Below are 23084 nucleotides of genomic sequence, written 5' to 3'. Positions count from 1 at the left end.
TCAATCAACGAGAGCTGTCAATGTGGCCCGGGTCGCCGGCTCCGGCGTCGGCTGGAAGCGCCCGAAGTGTAAGGACTCTTTACAGTTGCGCTCTCCGATCTCTATCATTCGGCGGATGCAACTTCGTCGATGACCCTGATCCGTGGCGATCGACCGCCGTCCGCGCCCGCACCGTCCCGGGCCACCGGGGACGGGCCGGTGCCCGGCGGGCGCCCGCCCCAGCCGCAGCAGGAGGGCGTGACAATGCAGAGGCCGGACACGTCGACACCACCACCCCGCAGCAGGCGTACCGCCGGCAGCGGTCCGGCCCGGCTCGGCCGGGCCGCCCTCGGGATAACCCTCGTGGCCCAGAGCCTCGTGCTGGCCGGTCAGTTCGGCACCCCGACCGCCCGAGCGGCCACCGCGCCGAGCGAGCCCGCCCAGGTCCCGGTGGCCGCCCAGGTCGTCCCGGTACCGGTCAGCGCGGTCCCGGTGCCGGGGGAGACCTTCACCCTCGACCGGGAGAGCCGGATCGTCGTCGCCCCGGACGGCGGCGCCCAGACCACCTCGGTGGCCGACGGACTGGCGACGCTGCTGCGGCCACCCACCGGCTATCCGCTGCCCGTCACCGCCGCCGCGCCGCGCACCGGCGACATCGAACTGCGGCTGGTCACCGCCGCCGAACTCGGCGCCGAGGGCTACCGGCTCGACGTCACGACCGCCGGGGTACGCCTGACGGCGGCCCGCCCGGCCGGGCTCTTCTACGGGGTGCAGACGCTGCGGCAGTTGCTCCCGCCGTGGATCGAGAGCCGGACCGTCCGACCCGGACCGTGGACGGTGGCCGGGGTGCGGATCGAGGACGTGCCGCGCTACGGCTACCGGGGGATCATGCTCGACATCGCCCGGCACTTCCAGCCCCCGGACGTGGTAAAGCGGTACGTCGACCAGGCCGCCGCATACAAGATCAATACGCTGCACCTGCACGTCGGCGACGACCAGGGCTTCCGGATCGCCATCGACGGCCGCCCCGAACTCACCGAGATCGGCGCCCAGTTCTCCATCAACAACGACCCGGGCGGCTACTGGACCCAGGCCGAGTACGTCGACGTCGTCAACTACGCGGCGGAACGCTTCATGACCGTCATCCCCGAGGTGGACACCCCCGGGCACACCAACGCGATCATCATGTCGTACGCCGGCCCGGAGGCGGACCCGGTGCTGCCGGACGTCAACTGCAGCAACCGTACGCCGCCGGTGTGGAACCTCAGCACGGACGTCGGCTACAGCGCGCTCTGCCCGGAGAGCCCGAACACCTGGGCGATCCTCACCGACATCGTCGCGCAGCTCAGCGCGCTGACCCCCGGCCCGTACTACCACTTCGGCGGCGACGAGGTGCCGGCCTCCATCCTCTCGCACGAGCGCTTCGTCGACTTCGTCGACCGCAAGGCCGACCTCGTCACGGCGCACGGCAAGACCGGGATCGGCTGGGCCGAGATCTCCCAGGCGAACTTCGACCGGCCCGGCGCCGCCCCGGCGGTCGCGCAGTTCTGGAACAACGGCAACCCGGCCGGTGCCGGCGGCGACTCGGCCCGGCGGGCCGTGCAGAAGGGCATGAAGGTCGTCATGTCACCGGCCAACCACACCTACCTGGACATGCGGCAGTGGCCGGGCAGCCCGCTCGGGCTCGGCTGGGCCGGCATCCTGGACGTGTCGCACTTCTACCACTGGTCCGGCACCAGCAGCGACCCGGGCAGCTACATCCCGGCCCGCACCGTGGACGGCGAGACCCTGCCGGCGGTGACCGACGCGCACATCCTCGGCGTCGAGGCGCCGATGTGGTCGGAGACGCTGCGCACCGGCGCCGACATCGAGTTCCAGGCGTTCCCCCGGCTGCCGGCGACGGCGGAGATCGGCTGGTCGCCGAACGTCCACCCGGAACGCAACCTCGACTCGTTCGTGAACCGGCTGGCCGGGCACGGCCTGCGCTGGCAGCTCCGGGGGCAGAACTTCCACCCCTCGCCGCAGGTGCCGTGGCGGGTCGACGTGACCGCCCCGGACGTCGAGCGCGACACGCGTACCGTCGACGGCGCGCTCGGCACGATCTCCGCGCCGGGAGTCGCCCCCGACCAGGTGACCGCGACCGTCGACTGGGGCGACGGCACCAGCTCCCCGGCCACGGTCAGCGGCACGGCCGGCACCGTCACCAGGGTCAACGGCCTCTACACCGCGACCGCCAGCCACCGGTACGCCCGGGACGGCGTCTACCGGGCCACCCTCACCGCGACCCGGCCGGGCGGGGTGACCAGCAGTGCCGAGTTCACCGTCACCGTCGACACCTGCACCACCCGGCTCTCCGGGCAGCACCGGGGCGCCCTGGTGGTCCGGACCGGGGTGACCTGCCTGGCCGGCGCCACCGTCACCGGCCCGGTCACCGTGCGGCCCGGCGGCTCGCTGATCGCCACGGCCGCCTCGGTGCAGGGGCCGGTGCAGGCCACCGGCGCGACCACGCTGGAACTCCTCGGCGGTTCGGTCGCCGGCCCGGTCAGCCTCACCGGCACCACCGGGCAGCTCGTCGTCGAGGGCGTCCGGGTCGGCGGCCCGCTCGTGGTCACCGGCACCGAGACCGTCCGGGCACCGGTGATCGCCGGCAACACCGTCGGTGGCCCGCTGGTCTGTACCGGCAACACCCCGGCACCGGTCGACAACGGCGTACCGAACACGCTGCGCGGGCCGGCGATCGGGCAGTGCCGGGGACTCTGACCGCGAAAACCGGTCCCCGGGCAGCGTTCCGGGGGCCGGTGACGCGGGCCGGTCGGGCACCGATCTCCGGCATACCACCCATCGGACCCAAGCCGCCCCGCACACCCTCCGACGGCCCTCCGGACCCGGACGGGAGGAGCGCGGCTCCCGGCGACATCGGGGCCGTCGGGCACCGGTCCGGCCCGTACACCCCGCGGTGCCCGCCAACGCGAGGCGCCGGCCGGCATGAGCGGGGTGAGCCGGGGTAGGCGAACAGTCGGGACGCCGAGAGGAGACCGTGATGACCAACATCCAGCAGCCGGAGATGCGCCGCAGCGGCGAGACGGGGACGACCAAGCAGCGGATCCAGGACGCCAACCCGACCGACCCGCCGGGCGGCAGCCACGACAAGACCGCGAAGCGTCCGGTGCCGAAGGGACAGACCTCGCCGTACGGGCCCGGCGGCAAGGTGGCCGACGACGAGTCCTGACCCACGGCGCATGGTGGGAAGGGTCCCGCTCCCGGTGCGGAGAGCGGCAGCGTGAATCCGCCCGGGAAGGGGCTCTTCCCGTGCCTTCGGCGCGAAAGGTCGGGTCGCCGGCAGGGGTCGACGCAGACCAGGGCCCGGCTCGGCCGCCGGGCTATCCGCCGCCGGGGCTGACCAGGCCGGTCTCGTAGGCGACGACGACGGCCTGGACCCGGTCGCGGAGCCCGAGCTTGCCGAGGATGCGGGCGACGTGCGTCTTGACGGTCGCCTCGGAGAGGTGGAGGCGGGCGGCGAGTTCGGCGTTGCTCAGCCCCTGGGCCAGCAGTCGCAGCACCTCGAGTTCGCGGGGCGTCAACGTGGACAGGTCACGGTGCGGTGCGGCGGGGTCCGCGCTGCGGCTGGCGAACCGCTCGACGAGCCGACGGGTGATGGTGGGGGCCAACAGCGCGTCGCCGGACCGGACCATCCGGACGGCGGCGACCAGATGCTCCGGGGTGACGTCCTTGAGCAGGAAGCCGCTGGCGCCGGCGGAGAGCGCCGCGTAGACGTAGTGGTCCAGGTCGAACGTGGTCAGGATGATCACGCGCGGATCCCCGGTGGTGCCGGTGAGGATCCGCCGGGTGGCTTCCAGCCCGTCCATCTCGGGCATCCGAACATCCATCAGTACGACGTCCGGCACGGTACGCCGGACCGCGTCGACCGCCTCGGTGCCGTTGGTCGCCTCGGCGACCACGTCGATGCCGTCGGCGGTCAGGATCATCCGGAAGCCGGTACGGACCAGCGCCTGGTCGTCGGCGACGACGACGCGGAGCGGTGCGGTCACGGCGCCTCCAGCGGAATCCGCGCGGCGACTCGGTAGCCCCCGCTGAGCCGTCGTCCGGCCTCCAGGGTGCCACCGTAGACGGCCAGCCGCTCGCGTAGACCGATCAGGCCGTGCCCGTCGCCGGTCGAGGCGGAGACGCCCGGGGTGCCGCCACTGTCGGTCGCCTCGACCAGCAGTTCGTCGGTGCCGTACTCGACGAGCACCCGGGCGGCCGCCCCGGTGGCGTGCTTGACCGTGTTGGTCAGCGCCTCCTGGATCACCCGGTAGGCGGTCAGTTCGATTCCGGAGAGCAGCGGACGCGGTTCGCCGGTCACGGTCAGCTCGACGGGTATCCCGGTGTCGCGTACCCGCTGCACCAGCGCCTCGACCCGGTCGAGGCTGGGTTGCGGGGTCAGCCCGCTGGTGGCCGCCGGATCGGCGCCGTCACTGTCCATGGTCAGCAGCCCCATCACGTGCCGCAGTTCGGCCATCGCGGCCCGGCCGCCGGCCTCGACCGAGAGCAGCGCGTCCCGGGCCTGGTCGGGGTCGGCCCGCATCACCTTGCGGGCGGCGCCGGCCTGGATGACCATCACGCTCACGTTGTGCGTCACCACGTCGTGCAGTTCCCGGGCGATCCGGGCGCGTTCGTGCTCGGCGGCCCGGCGCAGCGCCTCGGCCTGCTCGTGCTCCAGGGCGGAGAGTCGGGCCCGGTCCTCGTCGGCACGGCGTTTCCACCGCCGCAGTCCGTTGGCGGCGAGGACGATCGGGATGAGGATCAGGAACGGGACGGCGTTGTCCGGGACGGTCGGCACGGCCGGCTCCCGGAGCTGGGTGTAGATGAACGCCGCCACCGGCAGGCTGGCCAGCGCGGGCAACCGGTAGGGGCTGTAGACGGCGGCCGTGTAGCCGGCGATCACGCAGGCGTAGAAGGAGACCCGCAACGCGGCGTTGAAGTCGCTGGCCAGCGGGGCCGTGACCAGGACGACCCAGAGTACGGCGAGCGGATAGCGGCGGCGCAGCACCAGCGGTACCACCACCACGAGGAGCATGAGGATCGTCCCGGCGATCTCGTAGTCCTCGATCGGCAGGAAGGGCTCGGGCATCTCCCGGCGCCGGAACGGATCGGGCGGGATCGGCGGCAGATCCGGCTCGGGTGGCTCAGGCGGCCCGGAGAGGTCCCGGCGGTCGGAGCCGACGACCGACGTCTGGTCGCTCCGGTCCTGACTGTCGCCCTCGACGATCGCGGCGAGGAGGAGGCCGAGCGCCAGCAGCCCGTCGAAGACCCGGCCACGCCAGGAGAGGCCGGGCAGCGGACCGGACGGCTGTGTCAGCAGCCTGACCCGGGCCCACAGCCGGCTGGGCAGCCCTGCGCTCCTCACCGGGCCATTCTCACCCGCCGTATCCGGCCGGCGATATCCGCCGAGCTGACCACCCGGCTACCTCCGTCGACTACGCCGCAGGGATGACCCCGGCTCCGCTCATCCCGGGGCGGTACCGGATTTGCCTCCGGCGGCCGACGCCCGCGATCCGGCGCCGGACCTAGCGTCGAGCGGCCAGAGGCGCAGCGAGCAGGAGGGATTCACCATGACCACACCGGTGATCGAGTTGAACGACGTGAGCCGCCGGTACGACGACGGCCCGCCGGCGCTGGACGCCGTGTCGCTGCGGATCGCGGCCGGGGAGGCGGTCGCGATCCTCGGCCCGTCCGGCAGTGGCAAGTCCACCCTGCTGAACCTCGTCGCCGGGCTGGATCGGCCGAGCAGCGGCACGGTCACCGTGGACGGTGTCCGGGTCGACGAGTTGGGTGAGGCGGGCTCCGCCCGCTACCGGCGGGCGAAGATCGGCATGGTCTTCCAGTTCTTCAACCTGCTCGACGACCTGACCGTCGTGGACAACGTCATGCTGCCGGCGCAACTGGTCGGCACGGCCCGTACCGCCGCCCGGCGTCGCGCGATGGAGCTGCTCGGCACCCTCGGCATCGACCGGCACGCCGCCGCCTATCCCGGCCGGCTCTCCGGCGGCGAGCGGCAGCGGGTGGCGGTGGCCAGAGCCCTGATGAACCGACCGGCGCTGCTGCTCGCCGACGAGCCGACCGGGGCGCTGGACACCGCCTCCGGCGAGGAGGTCCGGCACCTGCTCACGGCCCTGCACGCCGAGGGCCAGACCATCGTGCTGGTCACCCACGACCTGACCCTGGCGCGGTCCTGCGCGACCCGCACCGTCCAACTCGTCGACGGCCGGGTCGCCGCCGACCGCACGGTGGAGCCGGTCCGATGAGTGCGCTGGGCGGGGTGGTCCGGTCCGGGGTGGGCCGTCGCCGGGTGCAGACCGTGGTGGTCGGGCTGGTGGTGGCGATCGCGGTGACCGCCGGAGTACTCGGCGGGTCGCTGATGGTGGCCTCCACGGCACCGTTCGACCGGGCCTTCGCGCAGCAGCACGGCGCGCACCTGACCGCGCAGTTCGACGGGGCCAAGGTCGGCGTGGCGCAACTGCCGGCATCCGCCCGAGCCGCCGGGGTCGCGGCGGCGGCCGGCCCGTTCCGGACCGCGACGATCACCCCGGCCCCGGCCCGGCGTGGACCGGTGGAACCGGTCACGGTGGTCGGACGGGCCGATCCGGGTGGTCCGGTCGACGCCGTGACGCTGCTCGAGGGGCGCTGGGTGACCGGCCCGGGCGAGATCGTGATCCACGTCGACCACCGGCTCCCGAGGAGTCTCCAGCCGCAGCTGGGCGACGCGCTGTCGCTGTCGGACCCGGCCGGCGGCCCGGCCCTGACGGTGGTCGGGGTGGCCCGGTCGGTCAGCGAGACCGCCGGCGGCTGGGTGGCACCGGAACAGGTCGCCGCGTTGACCGCGCCGGGCGCGGCGCCCGGATACCAGATGCTTTACCGGCTCGCCGCGAGCGACACCACCGCGCAGGTCGACTCGGGCCGGGCCGCGATCGAGGCGAGCGTACCCGCAGGCGCGCTGGCCGGGGCCCGTTCCTGGCTCACCACCAGGACCAACAGCGCCGGCAGCACGCTGCTCTTCGTGCCGTTCCTCATCGCCTTCGGGGTGCTGGGCGTACTCATGGCGGTGCTGATCATCGCCAACGTCATCGCCGGAGCGGTCAGCACCGGGACACACCGGATCGGCATCCTCAAGGCACTCGGCTGCACCCCGTCGCAGGTGGTCCGGGCGTACACGGTGCAGGCGCTGGTGCCGGCCGTCGTCGGCGCGCTGCTCGGCGTCCTCGCCGGCAACCTGCTGGTCGTGCCGGTCCTGGCGCAGACCAACGAGGTCTACGGTACGACGGACACCGGGGTCAGCCCGCTGGTCAACCTCCTGGTACTGGCCGGTGCGCTGGTCACCGTCACCGTGACCGCCTGGGTGGCGGCGTCCCGGGCCGGCAGGTTGCGTACCGTCGACGTGCTCGCGGTCGGCCGCACCCCCGGCCCGGGACGCGGCCAGTGGGCCGCCCGGCTGGCCGCCCGGCTGCCGCTGCCCCGACCGGTGACCCTCGGTCTGGCCCAGCCCTTCGCCCGGGCGCTCCGGTCGGCCACCATCGTCGCGGCGATCGCGTTCGGCGCCGCCGCCGCGACCTTCGCCGTCGGTCTGGGCGCCTCGTTGAACAAGGTCCAGGCCACGGAGAACCACGGCGACGTCGTCATCCACCCGGGCGCACCGGTCTCCGGTCCACCGCCACCCGGGGGTGCTCCGGAGGGCCCGCCGAGGGTTTCGGCGGAGCCGCCGCCGCTGCCGGACCCGCTCGCGGTGGTCCGGGCCATCACCGCACAGGCCGGGACCAGCGGGTACAGCGGCGTCGCGCACACCGAGGTGACCACCGCCGGGCTGACCAGTCCGCTCGACCTGCTCGCCTTCACCGGTGACGGTTCGGCGTACGGCTACGAGATGATCTCCGGCAACTGGTTCGGTCGATCCGGCGAGATCGTGGTTTCCAGACCGTTCCTGACCGCCACCGGCACCGAGGTCGGCGACCGGGTGGTCCTGGTCGACCACGGCACCCGGATCGACACCCGGATCGTCGGCGAGACCTTCAACCCCGAATCCAGGGGCATGCAGATCCTCACCGCCGCCGCGACGCTCGCGGCCAGCCAACCGGAGCTGCGGCCGATGGAGTACCACGTCACCCTCGACCCCGGCACCGACCCGGCCCGGTACGTCGAGGCGCTGAACGCCGCGCTGGGATCGGTGGAGGCCACCGCCGAGGTCGTCGAGCAGGAGGTGGACGAGATCCTCGTGGTCATCAACACGCTGACCGGCCTGCTCACCCTGATGCTGGTCACGGTGGCCGCGCTGGGCGTACTCAACATGGTCGTGCTGGAGACCCGGGAACGCGTCCACGATCTCGGGGTGCACAAGGCCCTGGGGATGACCCCACGGCAGACCACCGTGATGGTCGTCGCCTCGGTCGTCGTCACGGGTCTGGTCGGTGGCGCCGTCGGAGTGCCGGTCGGGGTCGTCATGCAGCGGGTGACCGTCGCCGAGATGGGCCACGCCGCGGGGTTCAACCTGCCCGCCTCGGTGATCGATATCTATCACCCCGTCGAATTGGCGCTCTTCGGCCTCGGCGGCCTGCTCATCGCCGTACTCGGCGCGCTGCTTCCCGCCGGCTGGGCGGCGCGGACCCGTACCGCCACCGCACTGCGTACCGAATAGCACTGGACCGGCGCTCTCCGTGACGTGGCGGCGGAGAGCGCCCGGGTCGGATCCGTCCGGTGCGGGGCGTCCGGGCTGGAGTCAGCCGGGCACCGGCCCGGTCGAGTCGCGGATCACCAGCGCGTGCCCGGTGGGCCGGCGCCGTGGTCGCTTCGACCTCGGCCTCAGGGCCAGCTCCAGGGCCATCCGGCCCATGTCGGTCATCGGCAGGCGGACCGTGGTGAGGCCGGGCGCCAGGTCCGCGGCGACCGAGACGTCGTTGAACCCGACCACCGAGACCCGCTCCGGTACGCCGACCCGGTGCGCCCGCAGCGTCGCGAGCACCCCGATCGCCATCGAGTCGTTCAGCGCCACGATCGCGGTGGTGTCGGGGTGCTCCCGCAGGATCCGTTCGGCGGCGATCCGGCCGCCGTCGCGGGTGAAGTCGGTGTGCACGATCGGCAGATCCTCCAGGGCCAGTCCGTGCCGGCGCAGCGTGGCGGCCACCCCGGCGAGCCGGTCGATCACGGTGGTCAGCCCGCCGGTCGCGGCGACCACCGAGATCCGGCGGTGCCCCAGCGCCAGCAGGTGCTCGCCGAGGGCCCGGCCGCCGGCCTCGTTGTCCGGCAGCACCGCATCCATCCCGAGGGGATGCCGGCCGATCACCGCGACCCGGCCGCCGAGGCTCTGGTACCCCGCCAGTTCCCGCCGCGCCTCGGCCTGGACCCGCGGATCGTCGTAGCCGGAGCCGGCGATCAGGATGATGCCGACCCGCTGGGCGATGAGGTGCCGCAGTTGCCGCAGCTCGCGCTCGGGATCGCGGCCGGAGTGACAGATCTGCACCAGCAGGCCCTGCTCGTCGGCGACCTGGATGACCCCGCCCGCTATCTCGGAGAAGTACGGGTCGTCGACCTGGTGCACGACGAGTCCGACTGTCGAGCTGACGCCCCCGGCCAGGGTGCGGGCGTACGGGTTGGCGACATAGCCGAGTTCCCGGGAGACCTGCCGGACCCGGTCGGCGACGGCCGGGCTGACCCCGTCGCGGCCGGCGAGCGCCCGGGAGGCGGTCGCCAGCGACACACCGGCCCGTTCGGCGACGTCGACGAGGCGCAACCGCCCGCCAGGTTTCGGCATCGGCAACTCCCGGGACAACATCAACTACTGCGGCGGTACCTATTGCGAGTGACGCAGGACACAGCCTATGGTACGAAAGCGCTTACGAAAGCGCTTTCCTCACCCTCTGCAGAGGAGCGTCAGGAATGACATCCCGAGCGACACGTGCACGACGGGCAACGGCCCTCGGTGCGGCGGTGGCACTTCTGCTGGTGGGCTGCGGCGACGACGGCGGCGGGTCGGGCTCCTCCGACGACCCGATCGTCGTCGGGATCTCGCTCCCGCTGACCGGGGACTTCTCCGAGCCCGGCAAGGGTGTACAACGCGGCTACGAGGCATGGGCCAAGATCACCAATGACAAGGGTGGACTGCTCGGCCGGCAGGTCGAGCTGAAGATTCTCGACGACCAGTCCAACGCCGACCGGGTGGTCGCCGACTACGAGCAGTTGATCGGCAAGGACAACGTGGACATCGTGGTCGGTCCCTTCTCGACCCGCCTCGTCGTCCCGGCCGCCCGGGTCGCCGAGGAGTACGGCATGCTCTTCGTCGAGCCGGCCGGCGCGGCCAAGGAGGTCTTCGCGCAGGGCTTCAAGAACCTCTTCTACGCGGCACCGGCCGTCGCCGACGACCACTACAACCACCTCGCCGAATACCTGCTGGCCCTGCCACCCGGGCAGCGGCCGACCACCGTCGCGTACGCCGCGATGGACGACCCGTTCGCCCAGGGCACCGCGTACGGGCTCAAGGCGAAGCTGGAGGCGGGCGGGGTGCGTACCGTCGTCGACGAGGTGTACCCGCCGAACACCACCGACTTCGGCACCATCGCCGCCAAGATCGCGGCGTCGAAGGCGGACATGGTGGTGGGCGGCTCGCAGTACCAGGACGGCGTGAACCTGATCGTCGCCCTGCAACAGCTGAGGTACCAGCCGAAGCTGGCGGCCTTCTCGACCGCGCCGACGAGCCCCGAGTTCGCCGCCGCGATCGGCAACAAGACCGAGGGCATCCTCGCGCCGACCGGCTACACCCAGAAGGCGCCCTATCCGAGCAACGTCGAGTTCGTGCAGAAGTACACCGCCCAGTTCGGCTCGCCGCCGGAGGAGGACGAGGCGAACGCGTACACCACCGGCCAGGTGGTGGCCGCCGCCGTCACCGCCGTCGGCTGCGCCGAGCAGGGGGAGTGCCAGCAGAAGCTGGTCGACTGGATCCGCGGCAACAAGGTCGAGACCGTCGTCGGGCCGCTCACCTGGGACGCCACCGGCAAGCCGCAGGGCGCGCACATGATCCAGCAGTGGGTCGGCGGGCAGATCCAGATCGTGCTGCCCACCGAGGCGAAGGAAGTCGACCTCGTCTACCCGAAGCCGGCCTGGTGAGGTAACGGATGCCGTCCGGCGCCCTGCTCTTCCAGAGCGTCATCCTGGGCCTGCTGCTGGGTGGGCTGTACGCCCTCCTGGCGGCGGGCCTGACGCTCTACTTCGGCATCATGCGGGTGGTGATGATCGCCCACTCGGCGTTCCTCATCCTCGCCGCCTACCTCGCCTGGTGGTCGCATGCCAGGCTGGGCGTCGACCCGCTGCTGTCGATGGTCGTCACCGTGCCGCTCTTCTTCGGCCTCGGCGTCCTGCTGCAACGGCTGCTGCTGGCCCGGCTGCGCCCGGTGACCCTCACCATGATGTCGGTACTGCTCACCTTCGCGATCGCCGTACTCATCGAGGGGCTGCTCGGCTACGCCTTCACCGGTACCCAGCGGCGGATCCAGCTCGGCTACGGCTCGGCCAGCCTCGGCCTCTTCGGCGCCCGGATCGCGGTGGTCAAGCTGATCGCCTTCGGGCTCGCCGCGGTCGCGCTGCTCACGCTCTACCTGCTGCTCAAGCGGACCCGGTTCGGCTGGGCGCTGCGGGCGACGATCCAGCACCCCGACGCCGCCCGGCTGCTCGGGATCGACACCGACCGGGTCGCCAGCTTCGGCTTCGGGGTCGGGTTGGCCACCGCCGCCGTCGGCGGTACGGCGCTGGCCCTGGACACCACCATCTACCCGTCGCTGCACTGGCACTGGATCGGCCCGCTGATGGCGATCATCGTGGTCGGCGGGCTGGGCAGCGTACCGGGGGCGGCCGTCGCCGCGATGCTGCTCGGGCTGGTGCAGAGCCTGTTGCAGATCCCGCTCGGCACCACCTGGGCGCAGACGGTCTTCTATCTGGCTCTCTTCGCGACGCTGGCGTTCCGCCCGCAGGGATTCTTCGGAGGCCGGCTTGCCCAGCGCTTCTGAGCTTTCACCGGCACCGGCACCGGCGCAGCGGCTCGCCGGACTGTTCCGGGTGGTCGTGATCGTGGCCCTGGCCGCCGCCGTGCTGTCGTTCCCGTCCTGGGCGCCGAACCCGTACATCCTCTCGGCCGGCATCGTGGTGCTGAACTACGCGGTGCTCTCGACGGCGTGGAACTTCGTCGGCGGCTTCACCGGGTACATCTCGCTCGGGCACGGCGCGCTGGCCGGGCTCGGCGGCTATGCCACCGGCCTGCTCGTGGTCCGGGCCGGGCTGCCGAGCTTCGTCGCGCTCGCCGTGGCGACCCTGCTGGTGGCGGTGTTCGCGGTCCCGGTCGGCTACGCGGCGCTGCGGGTGCGCGGTGCGTCGTTCGTGATCGTGTCGATCGCCCTGGTGCTGATCCTGCTGCTGGTCTTCCAGAGCTGGGCGTCGTTCACCGGCGGGTCGCGCGGGCTGGTCGTGCCGCGCCCGTTCCCGGGGCTGCTCCGGCCCGAGCACCACCGGGTCTTCTTCTATCTGTTCGCCGCCCTGCTCGCGGTCGCGCTGCTGGTCTGGTGGCTGGTCGACCGGTCCCGCTTCGGGCTGGGGCTGAAGGCGATCCGCGAGGACGAGGACAAGGCGGAGTCGCTCGGCACCCCGACCTTCGGGTACAAGCTGGTGGTCTTCGTGGTGTCGGCCGGCTTCACCGGCCTGGCCGGCGGCCTCTACGCGCTCTGGTTCGGCGACCTCGACCCGGTCTTCCAGTTCTCCATCCTGACCGGCGCCTACCTGGTGCTGATGGCGCTGCTCGGCGGGGTACGCCAGCTCTTCGGCCCGCTGGTCGGCGCGCTGATCGTCGGCATCGGACTGGAGTACTTCAAGGTGGAGTTCGGCAACACCCCGCTGCACCTGGTCGCCACCGGACTGCTGCTGGCCCTGGTGGTGATGTTCATGCCCGACGGGGTGCTGCCGGCACTGGGCGCCCTGGTCGACCGCTTCCTGCGGCCGGCGCAGAGTTCGATCCGCGAGGTGACCGCGGCCGAGTTGCGCGACCGCGCCACCACCGGCCCGGACGCCGGTCCGGCGACCGATCCGCCGCCCACGGTTCCCGTCGGTGCCCCCGACGGCCGGTCGACGGAGCAGCGGTCGTGACCGGCCGACCGACCGGCCCGACGGGTCCGGCGACGAGCGGGGCGTCGGGGCCGGAACAGGCGAGCGGGCCGTCGAGCGCGGAACAGGCAGGCACGTCGAGCCCGAATCAGGCGGGCGGCACGGAGAGCCTGGCGACCGTCGGGCTGACCAAGGCGTTCGGCGGGGTCACCGCGCTGGACGCGGCCACCGTGGCGTTCCGGCACGGGCAGATCAACGCGCTGATCGGGCCGAACGGCTCCGGCAAGACGACCTTCTTCAACTGCGTCACCGGGATGATCCGGCCGGACAGCGGGCGGACGTCGTACCGGGGCGAGGAGATCACCCGGCGGAGCCCGCACGCGATCGCCCGGGCCGGCATCGGGCGTACCTTCCAGCTCTGCCGGGTCTTCCCCCGGATGTCGGCGCTGGACAACGTCCTCGCGGCGGCCCGCCCCGTCGGGTTCCTCGGCCAGTTGCGGGGCGCCCGGCGCCGCGCCGAGCTGGACCGGGCCCGGGGCTGGCTGACCCGGCTCGGCATCGAGCACCTGGCCGACATCGAGGCCCGGAACATGTCCTGGGGGCAGCAGAAACTCCTGGAACTCGCCGGGGTGCTGATGAGCGGCCCGGAGACCGTGCTCCTCGACGAGCCGGCCGGCGGGGTCAACCCGGCGCTGCTGGACCGGATCGGCGCGCTGGTGCGGGAGCTCAACGCCGAGGGGAGGACCTTCGTGATCGTCGAGCACAACATGGACCTGGTGATGGGCATCAGCGACCACATCGTGGTCTTCGACCGGGGACGGCCGATCGCCGAGGGACCGCCCTCGGTGATCCGTTCCGACGAGCGGGTGCTGGGGGCGTACCTTGGCATCTGAGATCGAACTCGTCGACGTCCAGGCCGGTTACGGGCGGGCGGCCCCGGTGCTGCGCGGGCTCTCCGTCTCGGTCGAGGCCGGCTCGATCGTCTGTCTCGTCGGCCCCAACGGCGCCGGCAAGTCGACGGTGCTCAAGGTGGCCAGCGGGCTGCTCAAGCCCCGCTCCGGCCGGATCCTCGTCGGCGGGGTCGACGTCACCGGCCAGGGACCGCAGCGGATGCTCGCCGCCGGGGTGGCGCACGTGCTCCAGGGGCACAGCGTCTTCCGGGAGATGACGGTCGCCGAGAACGTGCTGCTCGGCGGCTACACCCTGCGGGACAAGGCGCTGCTGGCCCGGCGGGCCGACTTCGTCCGGGACGTCTTCCCGGTGGTCGCGCAGCGCTGGGGGAGCCTCGCCGGGCTGCTCTCCGGCGGGCAGCAGAAGCAGGTCGAGTTCGCCCGGTCGCTGATGGTCGAACCGAGGGTGGTGCTCCTCGACGAGCCGTCGATGGGGCTGGACCCGAAGGCGACCAGCACGGTCTTCGAGCAGGTGATCCGGATGCGCGACGCCGGCACGGCGGTGCTGCTGGTCGAGCAGAACGCCCGGCGGGCGCTGGAGGCCGCCGACCTCGGCTGTGTGCTCGACCTCGGCCGGGTGCACATCTCCGGGCCGGCGGCCGAACTGCTGGCCGACCCGCAGCTCGGCGACCTCTACCTCGGCGGCCGGCCCGGCGATTCGCCACCCGCCGTCGGCACGGCGGCCCGACGCTCCACCGACCAGGCGGGTGACGACGGCACCGGCGAACCCACCGGTTAGGGCCGGCGCGACATCGACCCGCCCGGCGCCACCTCGCCGCGACGCAGAGAGAGGTGTACCCGATGTCGAGACCCAGACGTACCGCCGTGGCCGGCGCCGCCGCCCTGCTGGCCGCGCTGCTGGTCGCGACCGGCACGGCGACACCGGCCCAGGGGTACGGCGACCGCCACCGTGCCGTCCACCCCGAACTGCGGTACCGGCTCGTCGCGCACTACGACTTCGACCACCCGCTGCGCGGCGACCCGGCCCGGGAGCGGGACCTCGGCCGTTCCGACACCACCCTCGACCTGGTCAACGGGGGCGCCGCGATGCGGGTGCCGGACCGGGCCCACCGGGGCAGTGGCCGGGCGGTGCAGACCCGGCAGGTCGACCCGGGCACCGCCGGCAACGACGACTGGAAGGCCGGCGTCTACGCGCCGACCGGGCTGCCCAGCCTGCACGCCTTCAACGGCGCCGCCGGGGCGAGCGTGCTGGGCTGGTTCAAGATGCTCGGCGACGGGCCGGCGCCGAACTCCAACACCGCCGACCCCGGCGACCGGTTCAACGCGGTCGGGCTGGCCGGGGTACTCACCGGCGACTCGGACGGGCACGCCGTCCGGGCGCTGCTCGAACTCATCACCGTCGACGGCGAACTGCGGCTGGTCGCCCTCGGCCGGCGGCTGGACGGCGGCGAGTCGCAGACCTTCGCGGCGGCGGCGGACTGGCGGACCCTGCTGCCGGTCGGCGAGTGGGTCTTCCTCGCCGCCACCTTCGACTTCACCGACGGCAGTATGGCGCTCTATCGCAACGGCCGGCCGCTCGACGGCTTCTACACCCGGACCGACGACCCGTGGCAGGTCGCCGGCCCGGGGCGGCACCGCAGCAGCGCCACCGACCCCCGGGGCATCAAGATCGGCGGCAGTTTCCCGCAGGACACCCGGGAGCAGAATCCCTGCGACTGCCGGATGGACTCGCTGATGTTCCTCGACCGTGTCGTCTCCGCACGTCAGGTCGAGAAGCAGTACCGCCACGTGACCGGAGGACGTTGACCCCCCATCCGCCGAAGTTCCCTCCCGAGAACGGAGTGACCCCGCGTGCGTACTTCCACCCGTCGGCTCCGCAGACCGCTCGGCACCGCCTCGCTCGCCGCCGCCGCCGTCGTTCTCTCCACTCTGGTCGGTGCGGCACCGGCCCGGGCCGCGGACGCGGTCTACGATCCCGTACCCGAACAGCAGATCCAGTCGCGGCTCGGGCTGGTCCTGACCGAGTACGCGGCGTTTCCGAAGTCGGAGCCGACGCCCGCACCCACGGATCGGCGGTTGATGCGGCAGGCCCGGATCAACACCATCATGGAGCTGCCGGACGGATCGGGCCGGCGGGCGGTACCCGACCTCAACGGCAGCCTCTATCTGGTCGAGAACGGCGTGCCACACGTCTACCTCGACGTGGCCGGCACCTTCGCGCCGCGCTTCTTCTCCGGCCAGGGCCTCGGCCAGGGCTTCGGGTACGTCGCCTTCCACCCTGACTTCGGGCGCAACGGCCGGTTCTACACGGTGCACACCGAGTCGGCTCCGTCGACGACGGTGGTGCCGGACTACAGCCAGCCGGAGACCGTCTTCCACGGCATCATCACCGAGTGGACCGCCACCGACCCGGCCGCCGACACCTTCGCCGGCAGCCGGCGCGAGGTGCTGCGGATCGGCTTCGGCGGTCGGGTGCACGGCATCCAGGAGATCAACTTCAACCCGACCGCCCGGCGCGGCGACGCCGACTACGGCCTGCTCTACATCGCCGCCGGTGACGGCGGTGTCGGGGTACGCAACACCGACCCGCAGAACCTGGCGATGCCGCACGGCAAGCTGCTCCGGATCGACCCGGCCGGCAGCAACGCCCCGAACGGGAGGTACGGCATCCCGCCGTCGAACCCGTTCGTCGGTCGGGCCGGCGCGCTCGGCGAGATCTACGCGCTCGGGATGCGCGACCCGCACCGGTTCAGTTGGGACCGGGCCACCGGCCGGATGTATCTCGGGCACATCGGCGAGCACGCCATCGAGGCGATCTACGAGGTGCGGGCCGGCGACAACTTCGGCTGGAGCGAGCGCGAGGGCGCCTTCGTCTTCGACCGGACGCCGGCCGACCCGTGTGACCGGATCTTCCCGCTGCCGCCGGACGACGCGAGCTTCGGCTACACGTACCCGGTCGCCGCCTACGACCACGAACCGGCGCCGGGCTGGGACTGCACCTCGGACATCGGCGTCGCGGTGGCCGGCGGTTTCGTCTACCGGGGCCGGGACGTACCCGCGCTGCGCGGCAGGTACGTCTTCGGCGACCTCGTCGACGGCCGGGTGCTCTACACCGAGGTCGACCAGATGCGGCGGGGTGCCGACCCGGCGCCGATCCACCGGCTCGCCCTCTTCGACGCGGCCGGCACTCCGGTGCGGATGCAGGACCTCTCCGGTCCGGGTGCACCGGGCGACCCGAACCGGGTGGACCTGCGGTTCGGCACCGACGCACAGGGCGAGCTGTATCTCCTCGCCAAGGCCAACGGGAAGATCTGGAAGGTCACCGGCACCCGGGAGTACGCCGGTGGACCGGTCGGCACCACCCGGGTCCGGGACACCATGCGGGCGACCAACTGGGCACCGGTCACCCCGGAGAAGTGGCGGTTCACCGGCAGCCAGGTGGTCCTCGCCGAGGCGGGCGCCCAGCGCCCCGGCCCGCGCCGCCCCTACGAGTACGCGGTGCTGACCGCCGGGCCCGAGTTCGGCGCGGTGGAGATCAACGCGGAGGTACGCCTCGACACGCCGGTCGAGGAGACCAACCGGGACGTGATCATCGTGTTCGGCTGGCGGTCGGACGCGGAGTTCTACTACGCACACCTCTCCACCGACAACACGATCTATCCGCACAACGGAATCTTCAAGGTGGACAACGCCGACCGGGAACGGATCGACCACCAGTGGAACGGGCGCTCCGAGGGGGCGGCCCCGGCGATCACCGACGACCGCTGGCACCGGGTGCGGCTGGTGCACCGGCCGGCGAGCGGTGAGATCGCGGTCTATCTCGACGGCTCCCGGGATCCGCTGATGACGGCCGCGGACAGCAGTTTCGGCTCCGGCCGGGTCGGCTTCGGCTCGTTCGACAACGTCGGCCGGCTGCGTGACCTGACGGTCCGGGGCACACCCGCCGGCTGATCCTGCGGTAGCGCCCCCGTCCCGGCGCCCGATCGACGACGGGACGGGGGCGGCGCTCCCGCCGGCCGGGCCGGGGTCAGTGTCTCGACCCGACGCGGGCTCCGGCGGGCGTACCAGCACCTCGGCGTACCGGACGGTGGCCGGGGGCGTGCTGACCTAGACTGCCGGAATGACCGATTCCTGGCCGTCTTCCGACCCCGGTGTGCTGCGGCTGCCGTCGGGGCGACTGGTGCGGGGTCGTGGCCTGCGCCACCCACTGCCGTCCGGACCGGTACCGACGTTCGGTGTGTACCTGCTCGGCCGCCCGCCGACGGAGATCCCCTGGCAGAGCCGGTGGGTGCGTTGGCCGGACTTCTGGCTGCCCCGCGACGACGCCGACTTCCGGGCCGCGCTCCGGCAGGCCTGGGAGCGGTCGGCGGAGGAACGTGTCGAGTTCGCCTGCGGCGGCGGCAAGGGTCGCACCGGCACCGCGCTGGCCTGCCTCGCCGTCCTCGACGGCCTGCCGGCCGAGCAGGCGGTCGCCTTCGTCCGCCAGCACTACGCCAGGGGTGCGGTCGAGACGCCGTGGCAGCGCCGCTACGTCGCCCGGTTCACCCCGGTCCCGGCATGATCGGCTCACCTCGGTCCCGGCATGATCGGGTGCACCTCCGTCCCGGTCTGATCGGGCTCACCTCGGCACCGGTCTGATCGGGCTCACCTCGGTCCCGCCTGATCGGGTCAACCCGGTCCCGGCCTGACGGGTTCGGGTTCACCCCCGTCCCGGCCTGAGTCGGGCCGTGTCGGTCGCCGGTCCGCGGCCGGCCACCTCCGAACGGCGGGTCGGGGTCGGCTGGTGCCAGTGGTGTGAACGCTAACCGGTTCGTCGGGTGTGGATCGGCCCAGGGTTGACACCGAATGTCGATCTATCTATGTTAACGCTCATCCGCGCCACCTACCGCTTCGGCGCAGCGGGCGGCTACCGGGCCGACCGGCAACGGACGGAGGAGCGATGTCCCGATCCCGCCCGACCCGCGCCCTCGCGGGCGCCCTGGTGCTGACCGGTGTGCTCGGCACCGTCCCCGCCGCCGCCTCGGCCGCGCCCAGCACCGACTACACCGTCGAGGTCGACGCCGCCGGCACCGGTCCGGCGATCGCCGACACCATGTACGGGGTCTTCTTCGAGGACATCAACCGGGCTGCCGACGGCGGGCTCTACGCCGAACTCGTGCAGAACCGCTCCTTCGAGTACGACCCGGCGGACAACGCCGCGTACACCGGGATGACCTCGTGGGCCCCGACCGCGCCGGACGGGGTCCGGGGCACCGTCGCGGTGGTCGACGACGCCGGACGACTCAACGAGCGCAACCGCCGCTACCTGCGGCTGGACCTGCCGGCCGGTGGACAGGGCTACGGCGTGGTCAACGCCGGCTACAACTCCGGCATCCGGCTCGACCGGCAGCGCTGGTACGACTTCTCGCTCTGGGCCCGCACCGGCGCCGCCGCCGGCACCCCGCTGACCGTCCGGCTCACCGACCCGGCCGGCGCCGACCTCGCCGCACCGCTGCGGATCGTGGTCCGGGGCGACGGCTGGACGAAGTACACCGGCAGTTTCCGGGCCACCGCGACCAGCGGTACCGGCCGGCTGGCGGTGACCGGGACCGGCGGCGGCACCGTACGCCTCGACATGGTCTCGCTCTTCCCCCGGGACACCTTCAAGGGCCGGCCGAACGGGATGCGCCGGGACCTGGCCGAGAAGGTCGCCGCGCTGCGCCCCGGCTTCCTGCGCTTCCCCGGCGGCTGCCTGGTCAACACCGGCAGCCACTACGGCTACACGGCGCCCGACTACCCCCGGCAGCGCTCCTACCAGTGGAAGGACACCGTCGGGCCGGTCGAGGAGCGGGCCACCAACGCCAACTTCTGGGGCTACAACCAGTCCTACGGCCTCGGCTACTACGAGTACTTCCAGTTCGCCGAGGACATCGGCGCGATGCCGCTGCCCGTGGTGCCGGCGCTGGTCACCGGCTGCGGGCAGAACCGGGCCACCGACGACCCGGAACTGCTGCGCCGGCACATCCAGGACACCCTGGACCTGATCGAGTTCGCCAACGGCCCGGCGACCTCGCAGTGGGGCGGCCTGCGGGCCCGGATGGGCCACCCGGCGCCGTTCGGACTGACCCACCTCGGGGTGGGCAACGAGGAGAACCTGCCGGACGAGTTCTTCGCCCGCTTCCAGCAGTTCCGGGCGGCGATCGAGGCCGCGTACCCGGAGATCACCGTGATCAGCAACTCCGGGCCGGACGACGCGGGCGGCACCTTCGACCGGCTCTGGCAGCTCAACCGGGATGCCGGGGTCGAGATGGTCGACGAGCACTACTACAACAGCCCCGAGTGGTTCCTCCAGCACAACGACCGGTACGACTCCTACGACCGCAACGGTCCGAAGGTCTTCCTCGGCGAGTACGCCTCGCAGGACAACCGGTTTTACAACGCGCTCGCCGAGGCGGCGTACATGACCGGGCTGGAGCGCAACGCCGACGTGGTGAAGTTGGCGTCGTACGCGCCGCTGCTGGCCAACGAGGACTACGTGCAGTGGCGGCCGGACCTGATCTGGTTCAACAACAACACCTCCTGGCCGTCGGCGAGCTATCAGGTGCAGAAGCTGTTCATGACCAACGTCGGCGACGAGGTGGTGCCGAGCCGCGCCTCCGGGACGCCGGCCAGCACGGCACCGATCACCGGGGCGGTGGGGCTGTCGACCTGGGCCACCAGTGCGGCGTACGACGACGTCACGGTCACCTCCGCCGACGGCACCACCCTGCTCCGGGACGACTTCTCCGGCGGCGCCTCGCAGTGGAGCCACCCCACCGGACGGGGATCGTGGTCCGTTGTGGACGGTGCGTACGTGCAGTCCGACGCGGTCGCCGAGGACACCATGGTGACCGCCGGGGACCCGGGCTGGCGCGACTACGACCTGCGGGTCACCGCCACCAAGCGCTCCGGCCGGGAGGGCTTCCTGGTCGCCTTCGGGGTCCGGGACACCGGCAACTTCTACTGGTGGAACGTCGGCGGCTGGAACAACACCCAGACGGCGGTGGAGAAGGCCAGCGGCGGCGGCAAGCAGACGATGATCGCCAAGCCCGGCAGCGTCGAGACCGGCCGCGCCTACGACCTGCGGATCTCGGTGCGGAACCGGACGGTGACCCTCTATCTGGACGGGCAGGAGTGGGGCAGCTTCACCGACGACCGGGTCGCCGAGCCGTTCCGTCAGGTGGTCACCCGGGACCGGGCCACCGGCGAGCTGGTGCTGAAGGTGGTCAACGCGCAGGCGTCCGAGGCGGCGACCCGGATCGACCTCGGCGAGCGGGTGCGGGTCGGCTCCACCGCCCGGGTGACGACCCTGACCGGCGGGCCGGACGACGTCAACACCGCCTCGTTCACGCCGATCCAGCCCCGCGAGTCCCGGCTGACCGGGGTCCGGAACACCTTCTCGTACACCTTCCCGGCGTACTCGGTGACCTTCGTCCGGCTCGGCGTCACGGAAACAGCACCCGGAAGCGGAGCAACGGAGAGGACGGCGCGGTGAGCACCGACGGAGTCAGCCGGCGTGGACTGCTGCACGCGGCCGGGAGCGGCCTGGTCGTCGCCGGAGCGGCCGGCGCGCTGCCGCTGGCCACCGGGGGCGCGGCCTGGGCGGCGCCCGACACCGGCCCGGCGCCCGGCGCCGACCGCCGGGCCGGGTCGGCCGGCACCGGCCTGACCACCCGGAATCCGCTGGTCGCCCAGCGCGCCGACCCGTTCGTCACCCGACCGGTACGCGGCATGTACTACCTGACCGGCTCGGTGCCGGAGTACGACCGGATCGTGGTGCGCGGCGCGCCGACGCTGGACGGCCTGGCCAGCGCGCGGGAGCGTACCGTCTGGCGACGCCCGGCCGCCGGCCCGATGGGTGGCTACATCTGGGCGCCGGAGCTGCACCACATCGACGGGCGCTGGTACATCTACTTCGCCGCCGGTGACTCCGACAACCCGTTCCGGATCCGGACCTACGTGCTGGAGTCCGCCGAGTCCGACCCCCGCACGGCGGCCGGCTGGGTGCTGCGCGGTCAGCTCGTCACCGCCTGGGACACCTTCACCCTGGACGCCACCACCTTCGCGCACCGTGGGGTCCGCTACCTGCTCTGGGCGCAGAGCGAGCCGGGGATCGCCACCAACAGCAACCTCTACATCGCCGCGATGGCCTCCCCGCTGGCGATCCAGGGCGACCCGGTGCGGATCGCCGTGCCGACGCTTCCCTGGGAGGTGCAGGGCTTCCGGGTCAACGAGGGGCCGGCGGTGCTGATCCGCAACGGCCGGGTCTTCGTCACCTTCTCGGCCAGCGCCACCGACGCCCGCTACTGCATGGGGCTGCTCACCGCCGACGAGAACGCCGACCTGCTCGACGCCCGCTCCTGGACCAAGTCGGCGCAGCCGGTCTTCGCCACCAACGAGAACACCCGCCGGTACGGCCCGGGGCACAACTCGTTCACCGTGGCCGAGGACGGCGAGACGGACGTGCTCGTCTACCACGCCCGGGACTACCGCGACATCACCGGCGACCCGCTCTTCGACCCGAACCGGCACACCCGGGTGCAGCGGCTGTACTGGAACACCGACGGTACGCCCAGCTTCGGGGTGCCGGTCGGGGACGGCGGGCCGGTGCTCCGGTTCTCCCCGCTGGACGCGCCGGAGGCGTACGTCCGGCACTTCGGCTATCTGCTCCGGGTCGAGGACGGGGTGCGGGAGGTCGCCGACACGCAGTTCCGGCTCGTGCCCGGGTTCACCGGTCCGGGCCGGGTGGCGGTGCAGTCGGTCAACTTCCCCGACCGGTACGCCCGGCTCGACGGCACCGTGCTGCGGGTCGACCCGTACGAGGACAGCGACGCGTACGCCGCCGCCGCGAGCTTCGTGCAGGTGCGTGGGCTCGCCGACCGGCGGGCGGTGTCGCTGCGGCTCGGCGACGACCCCGACCGGTACGTCACGCACGACGGCAACGGGCGGCTGACCGTCGGCCGGCCCGGCAACCGCCGCGTCGACCGGGAACGGGCCACGTTCCGGATCGGGTGACCGCCGACGACCGCTCCGGCTCCCGCCACCGCT

17 protein-coding genes are annotated in these 23084 nt (G+C 72.6%); 14 read left to right on the top strand and 3 right to left on the bottom strand.

What is annotated here, in order from left to right; all coding sequences use genetic code 11:
• Nucleotides 1–243: 243 nt before the first annotated feature.
• Both C6361_RS08180 and C6361_RS08175 read left to right on the top strand, forming a co-directional pair.
• Complete coding sequence (locus C6361_RS08180) at nt 244–2739, top strand: family 20 glycosylhydrolase (protein WP_159079239.1); 2496 nt, start codon at nt 244–246, stop codon at nt 2737–2739.
• 280 nt (nt 2740–3019) lie between these two features.
• The gene (locus C6361_RS08175) at nt 3020–3208 is read left to right on the top strand and encodes a hypothetical protein (RefSeq protein ID WP_107256846.1); all 189 of its coding nucleotides are present in this window, start codon (nt 3020–3022) and stop codon (nt 3206–3208) included.
• Nucleotides 3209–3359: 151 nt separating this feature from the next.
• On the opposite strand, the gene C6361_RS08170 is transcribed toward C6361_RS08175, so the two are convergent.
• Both C6361_RS08170 and C6361_RS08165 read right to left on the bottom strand, forming a co-directional pair.
• Entirely contained in the window at nt 3360–4028 is a 669-nt protein-coding gene (locus C6361_RS08170) for a response regulator transcription factor (protein WP_107267341.1), read from the bottom strand.
• The gene (locus C6361_RS08165; RefSeq protein ID WP_199853293.1) at nt 4025–5386 is read right to left on the bottom strand and encodes a sensor histidine kinase; all 1362 of its coding nucleotides are present in this window, start codon (nt 5384–5386) and stop codon (nt 4025–4027) included. Before C6361_RS08165 ends, C6361_RS08170 begins: the two co-directional genes overlap by 4 nt.
• A 205-nt stretch (nt 5387–5591) precedes the next feature.
• Here C6361_RS08165 and C6361_RS08160 point away from each other — a divergent pair, with 205 nt between their 5' ends.
• Both C6361_RS08160 and C6361_RS08155 read left to right on the top strand, forming a co-directional pair.
• Entirely contained in the window at nt 5592–6284 is a 693-nt protein-coding gene (locus tag C6361_RS08160) for an ABC transporter ATP-binding protein (RefSeq protein ID WP_107267340.1), read from the top strand.
• Nucleotides 6281–8665 carry an FtsX-like permease family protein gene (locus C6361_RS08155; RefSeq protein ID WP_107267339.1) on the top strand — a complete coding sequence of 795 codons (2385 nt, stop codon included), beginning with the start codon at nt 6281–6283 and terminating at the stop codon, nt 8663–8665. The genes C6361_RS08160 and C6361_RS08155 overlap by 4 nt, the downstream gene beginning before the upstream one ends.
• Before the next feature lie 81 nt (nt 8666–8746).
• Here the strand turns inward: C6361_RS08155 and C6361_RS08150 are convergent, their stop codons facing one another.
• A complete protein-coding gene (locus C6361_RS08150) occupies nt 8747–9778 on the bottom strand; it encodes a LacI family DNA-binding transcriptional regulator (protein WP_107267338.1) in 1032 nt (343 codons plus the stop codon).
• Nucleotides 9779–9954: 176 nt separating this feature from the next.
• Between C6361_RS08150 and C6361_RS08145 the strand changes: the two genes are divergently transcribed.
• The 10 genes from C6361_RS08145 (at nt 9955) to C6361_RS08100 (ending at nt 23051) form a co-directional block, all read left to right on the top strand.
• Complete coding sequence (locus tag C6361_RS08145) at nt 9955–11127, top strand: amino acid ABC transporter substrate-binding protein (protein ID WP_234359399.1); 1173 nt, start codon at nt 9955–9957, stop codon at nt 11125–11127.
• 8 nt (nt 11128–11135) lie between these two features.
• The gene (locus C6361_RS08140; RefSeq protein ID WP_107267337.1) at nt 11136–12023 is read left to right on the top strand and encodes a branched-chain amino acid ABC transporter permease; all 888 of its coding nucleotides are present in this window, start codon (nt 11136–11138) and stop codon (nt 12021–12023) included.
• Nucleotides 12007–13149, top strand: a complete 1143-nt coding sequence (locus C6361_RS08135) for a branched-chain amino acid ABC transporter permease (RefSeq protein WP_234359398.1) — start codon at nt 12007–12009, stop codon at nt 13147–13149. The genes C6361_RS08140 and C6361_RS08135 overlap by 17 nt, the downstream gene beginning before the upstream one ends.
• Nucleotides 13146–14000: an ABC transporter ATP-binding protein gene (locus C6361_RS08130; protein WP_234359397.1), complete on the top strand. Its 855-nt coding sequence runs from the start codon at nt 13146–13148 to the stop codon at nt 13998–14000. Before C6361_RS08135 ends, C6361_RS08130 begins: the two co-directional genes overlap by 4 nt.
• A complete protein-coding gene (locus C6361_RS08125) occupies nt 13990–14796 on the top strand; it encodes an ABC transporter ATP-binding protein (protein WP_107256834.1) in 807 nt (268 codons plus the stop codon). Before C6361_RS08130 ends, C6361_RS08125 begins: the two co-directional genes overlap by 11 nt.
• A gap of 62 nt (nt 14797–14858) precedes the next feature.
• Nucleotides 14859–15824 carry a hypothetical protein gene (locus C6361_RS08120; protein WP_107270814.1) on the top strand — a complete coding sequence of 322 codons (966 nt, stop codon included), beginning with the start codon at nt 14859–14861 and terminating at the stop codon, nt 15822–15824.
• Nucleotides 15825–15869: 45 nt separating this feature from the next.
• A complete protein-coding gene (locus C6361_RS08115) occupies nt 15870–17969 on the top strand; it encodes a sorbosone dehydrogenase family protein (protein WP_107267336.1) in 2100 nt (699 codons plus the stop codon).
• Nucleotides 17970–18138: 169 nt separating this feature from the next.
• Complete coding sequence (locus C6361_RS08110; RefSeq protein ID WP_107267335.1) at nt 18139–18579, top strand: protein-tyrosine phosphatase family protein; 441 nt, start codon at nt 18139–18141, stop codon at nt 18577–18579.
• A gap of 378 nt (nt 18580–18957) precedes the next feature.
• A complete protein-coding gene (locus C6361_RS08105) occupies nt 18958–21531 on the top strand; it encodes an alpha-L-arabinofuranosidase C-terminal domain-containing protein (RefSeq protein ID WP_107267334.1) in 2574 nt (857 codons plus the stop codon).
• Nucleotides 21528–23051: a family 43 glycosylhydrolase gene (locus C6361_RS08100; RefSeq protein ID WP_107267333.1), complete on the top strand. Its 1524-nt coding sequence runs from the start codon at nt 21528–21530 to the stop codon at nt 23049–23051. Before C6361_RS08105 ends, C6361_RS08100 begins: the two co-directional genes overlap by 4 nt.
• The last annotated feature ends 33 nt before the right edge of the window (nt 23052–23084 follow it).

This window comes from Plantactinospora sp. BC1 (genome assembly GCF_003030345.1).
In the GTDB taxonomy this organism is placed as follows: domain Bacteria; phylum Actinomycetota; class Actinomycetes; order Mycobacteriales; family Micromonosporaceae; genus Plantactinospora.
This window is presented reverse-complemented; position numbering and strand designations above follow the sequence as displayed.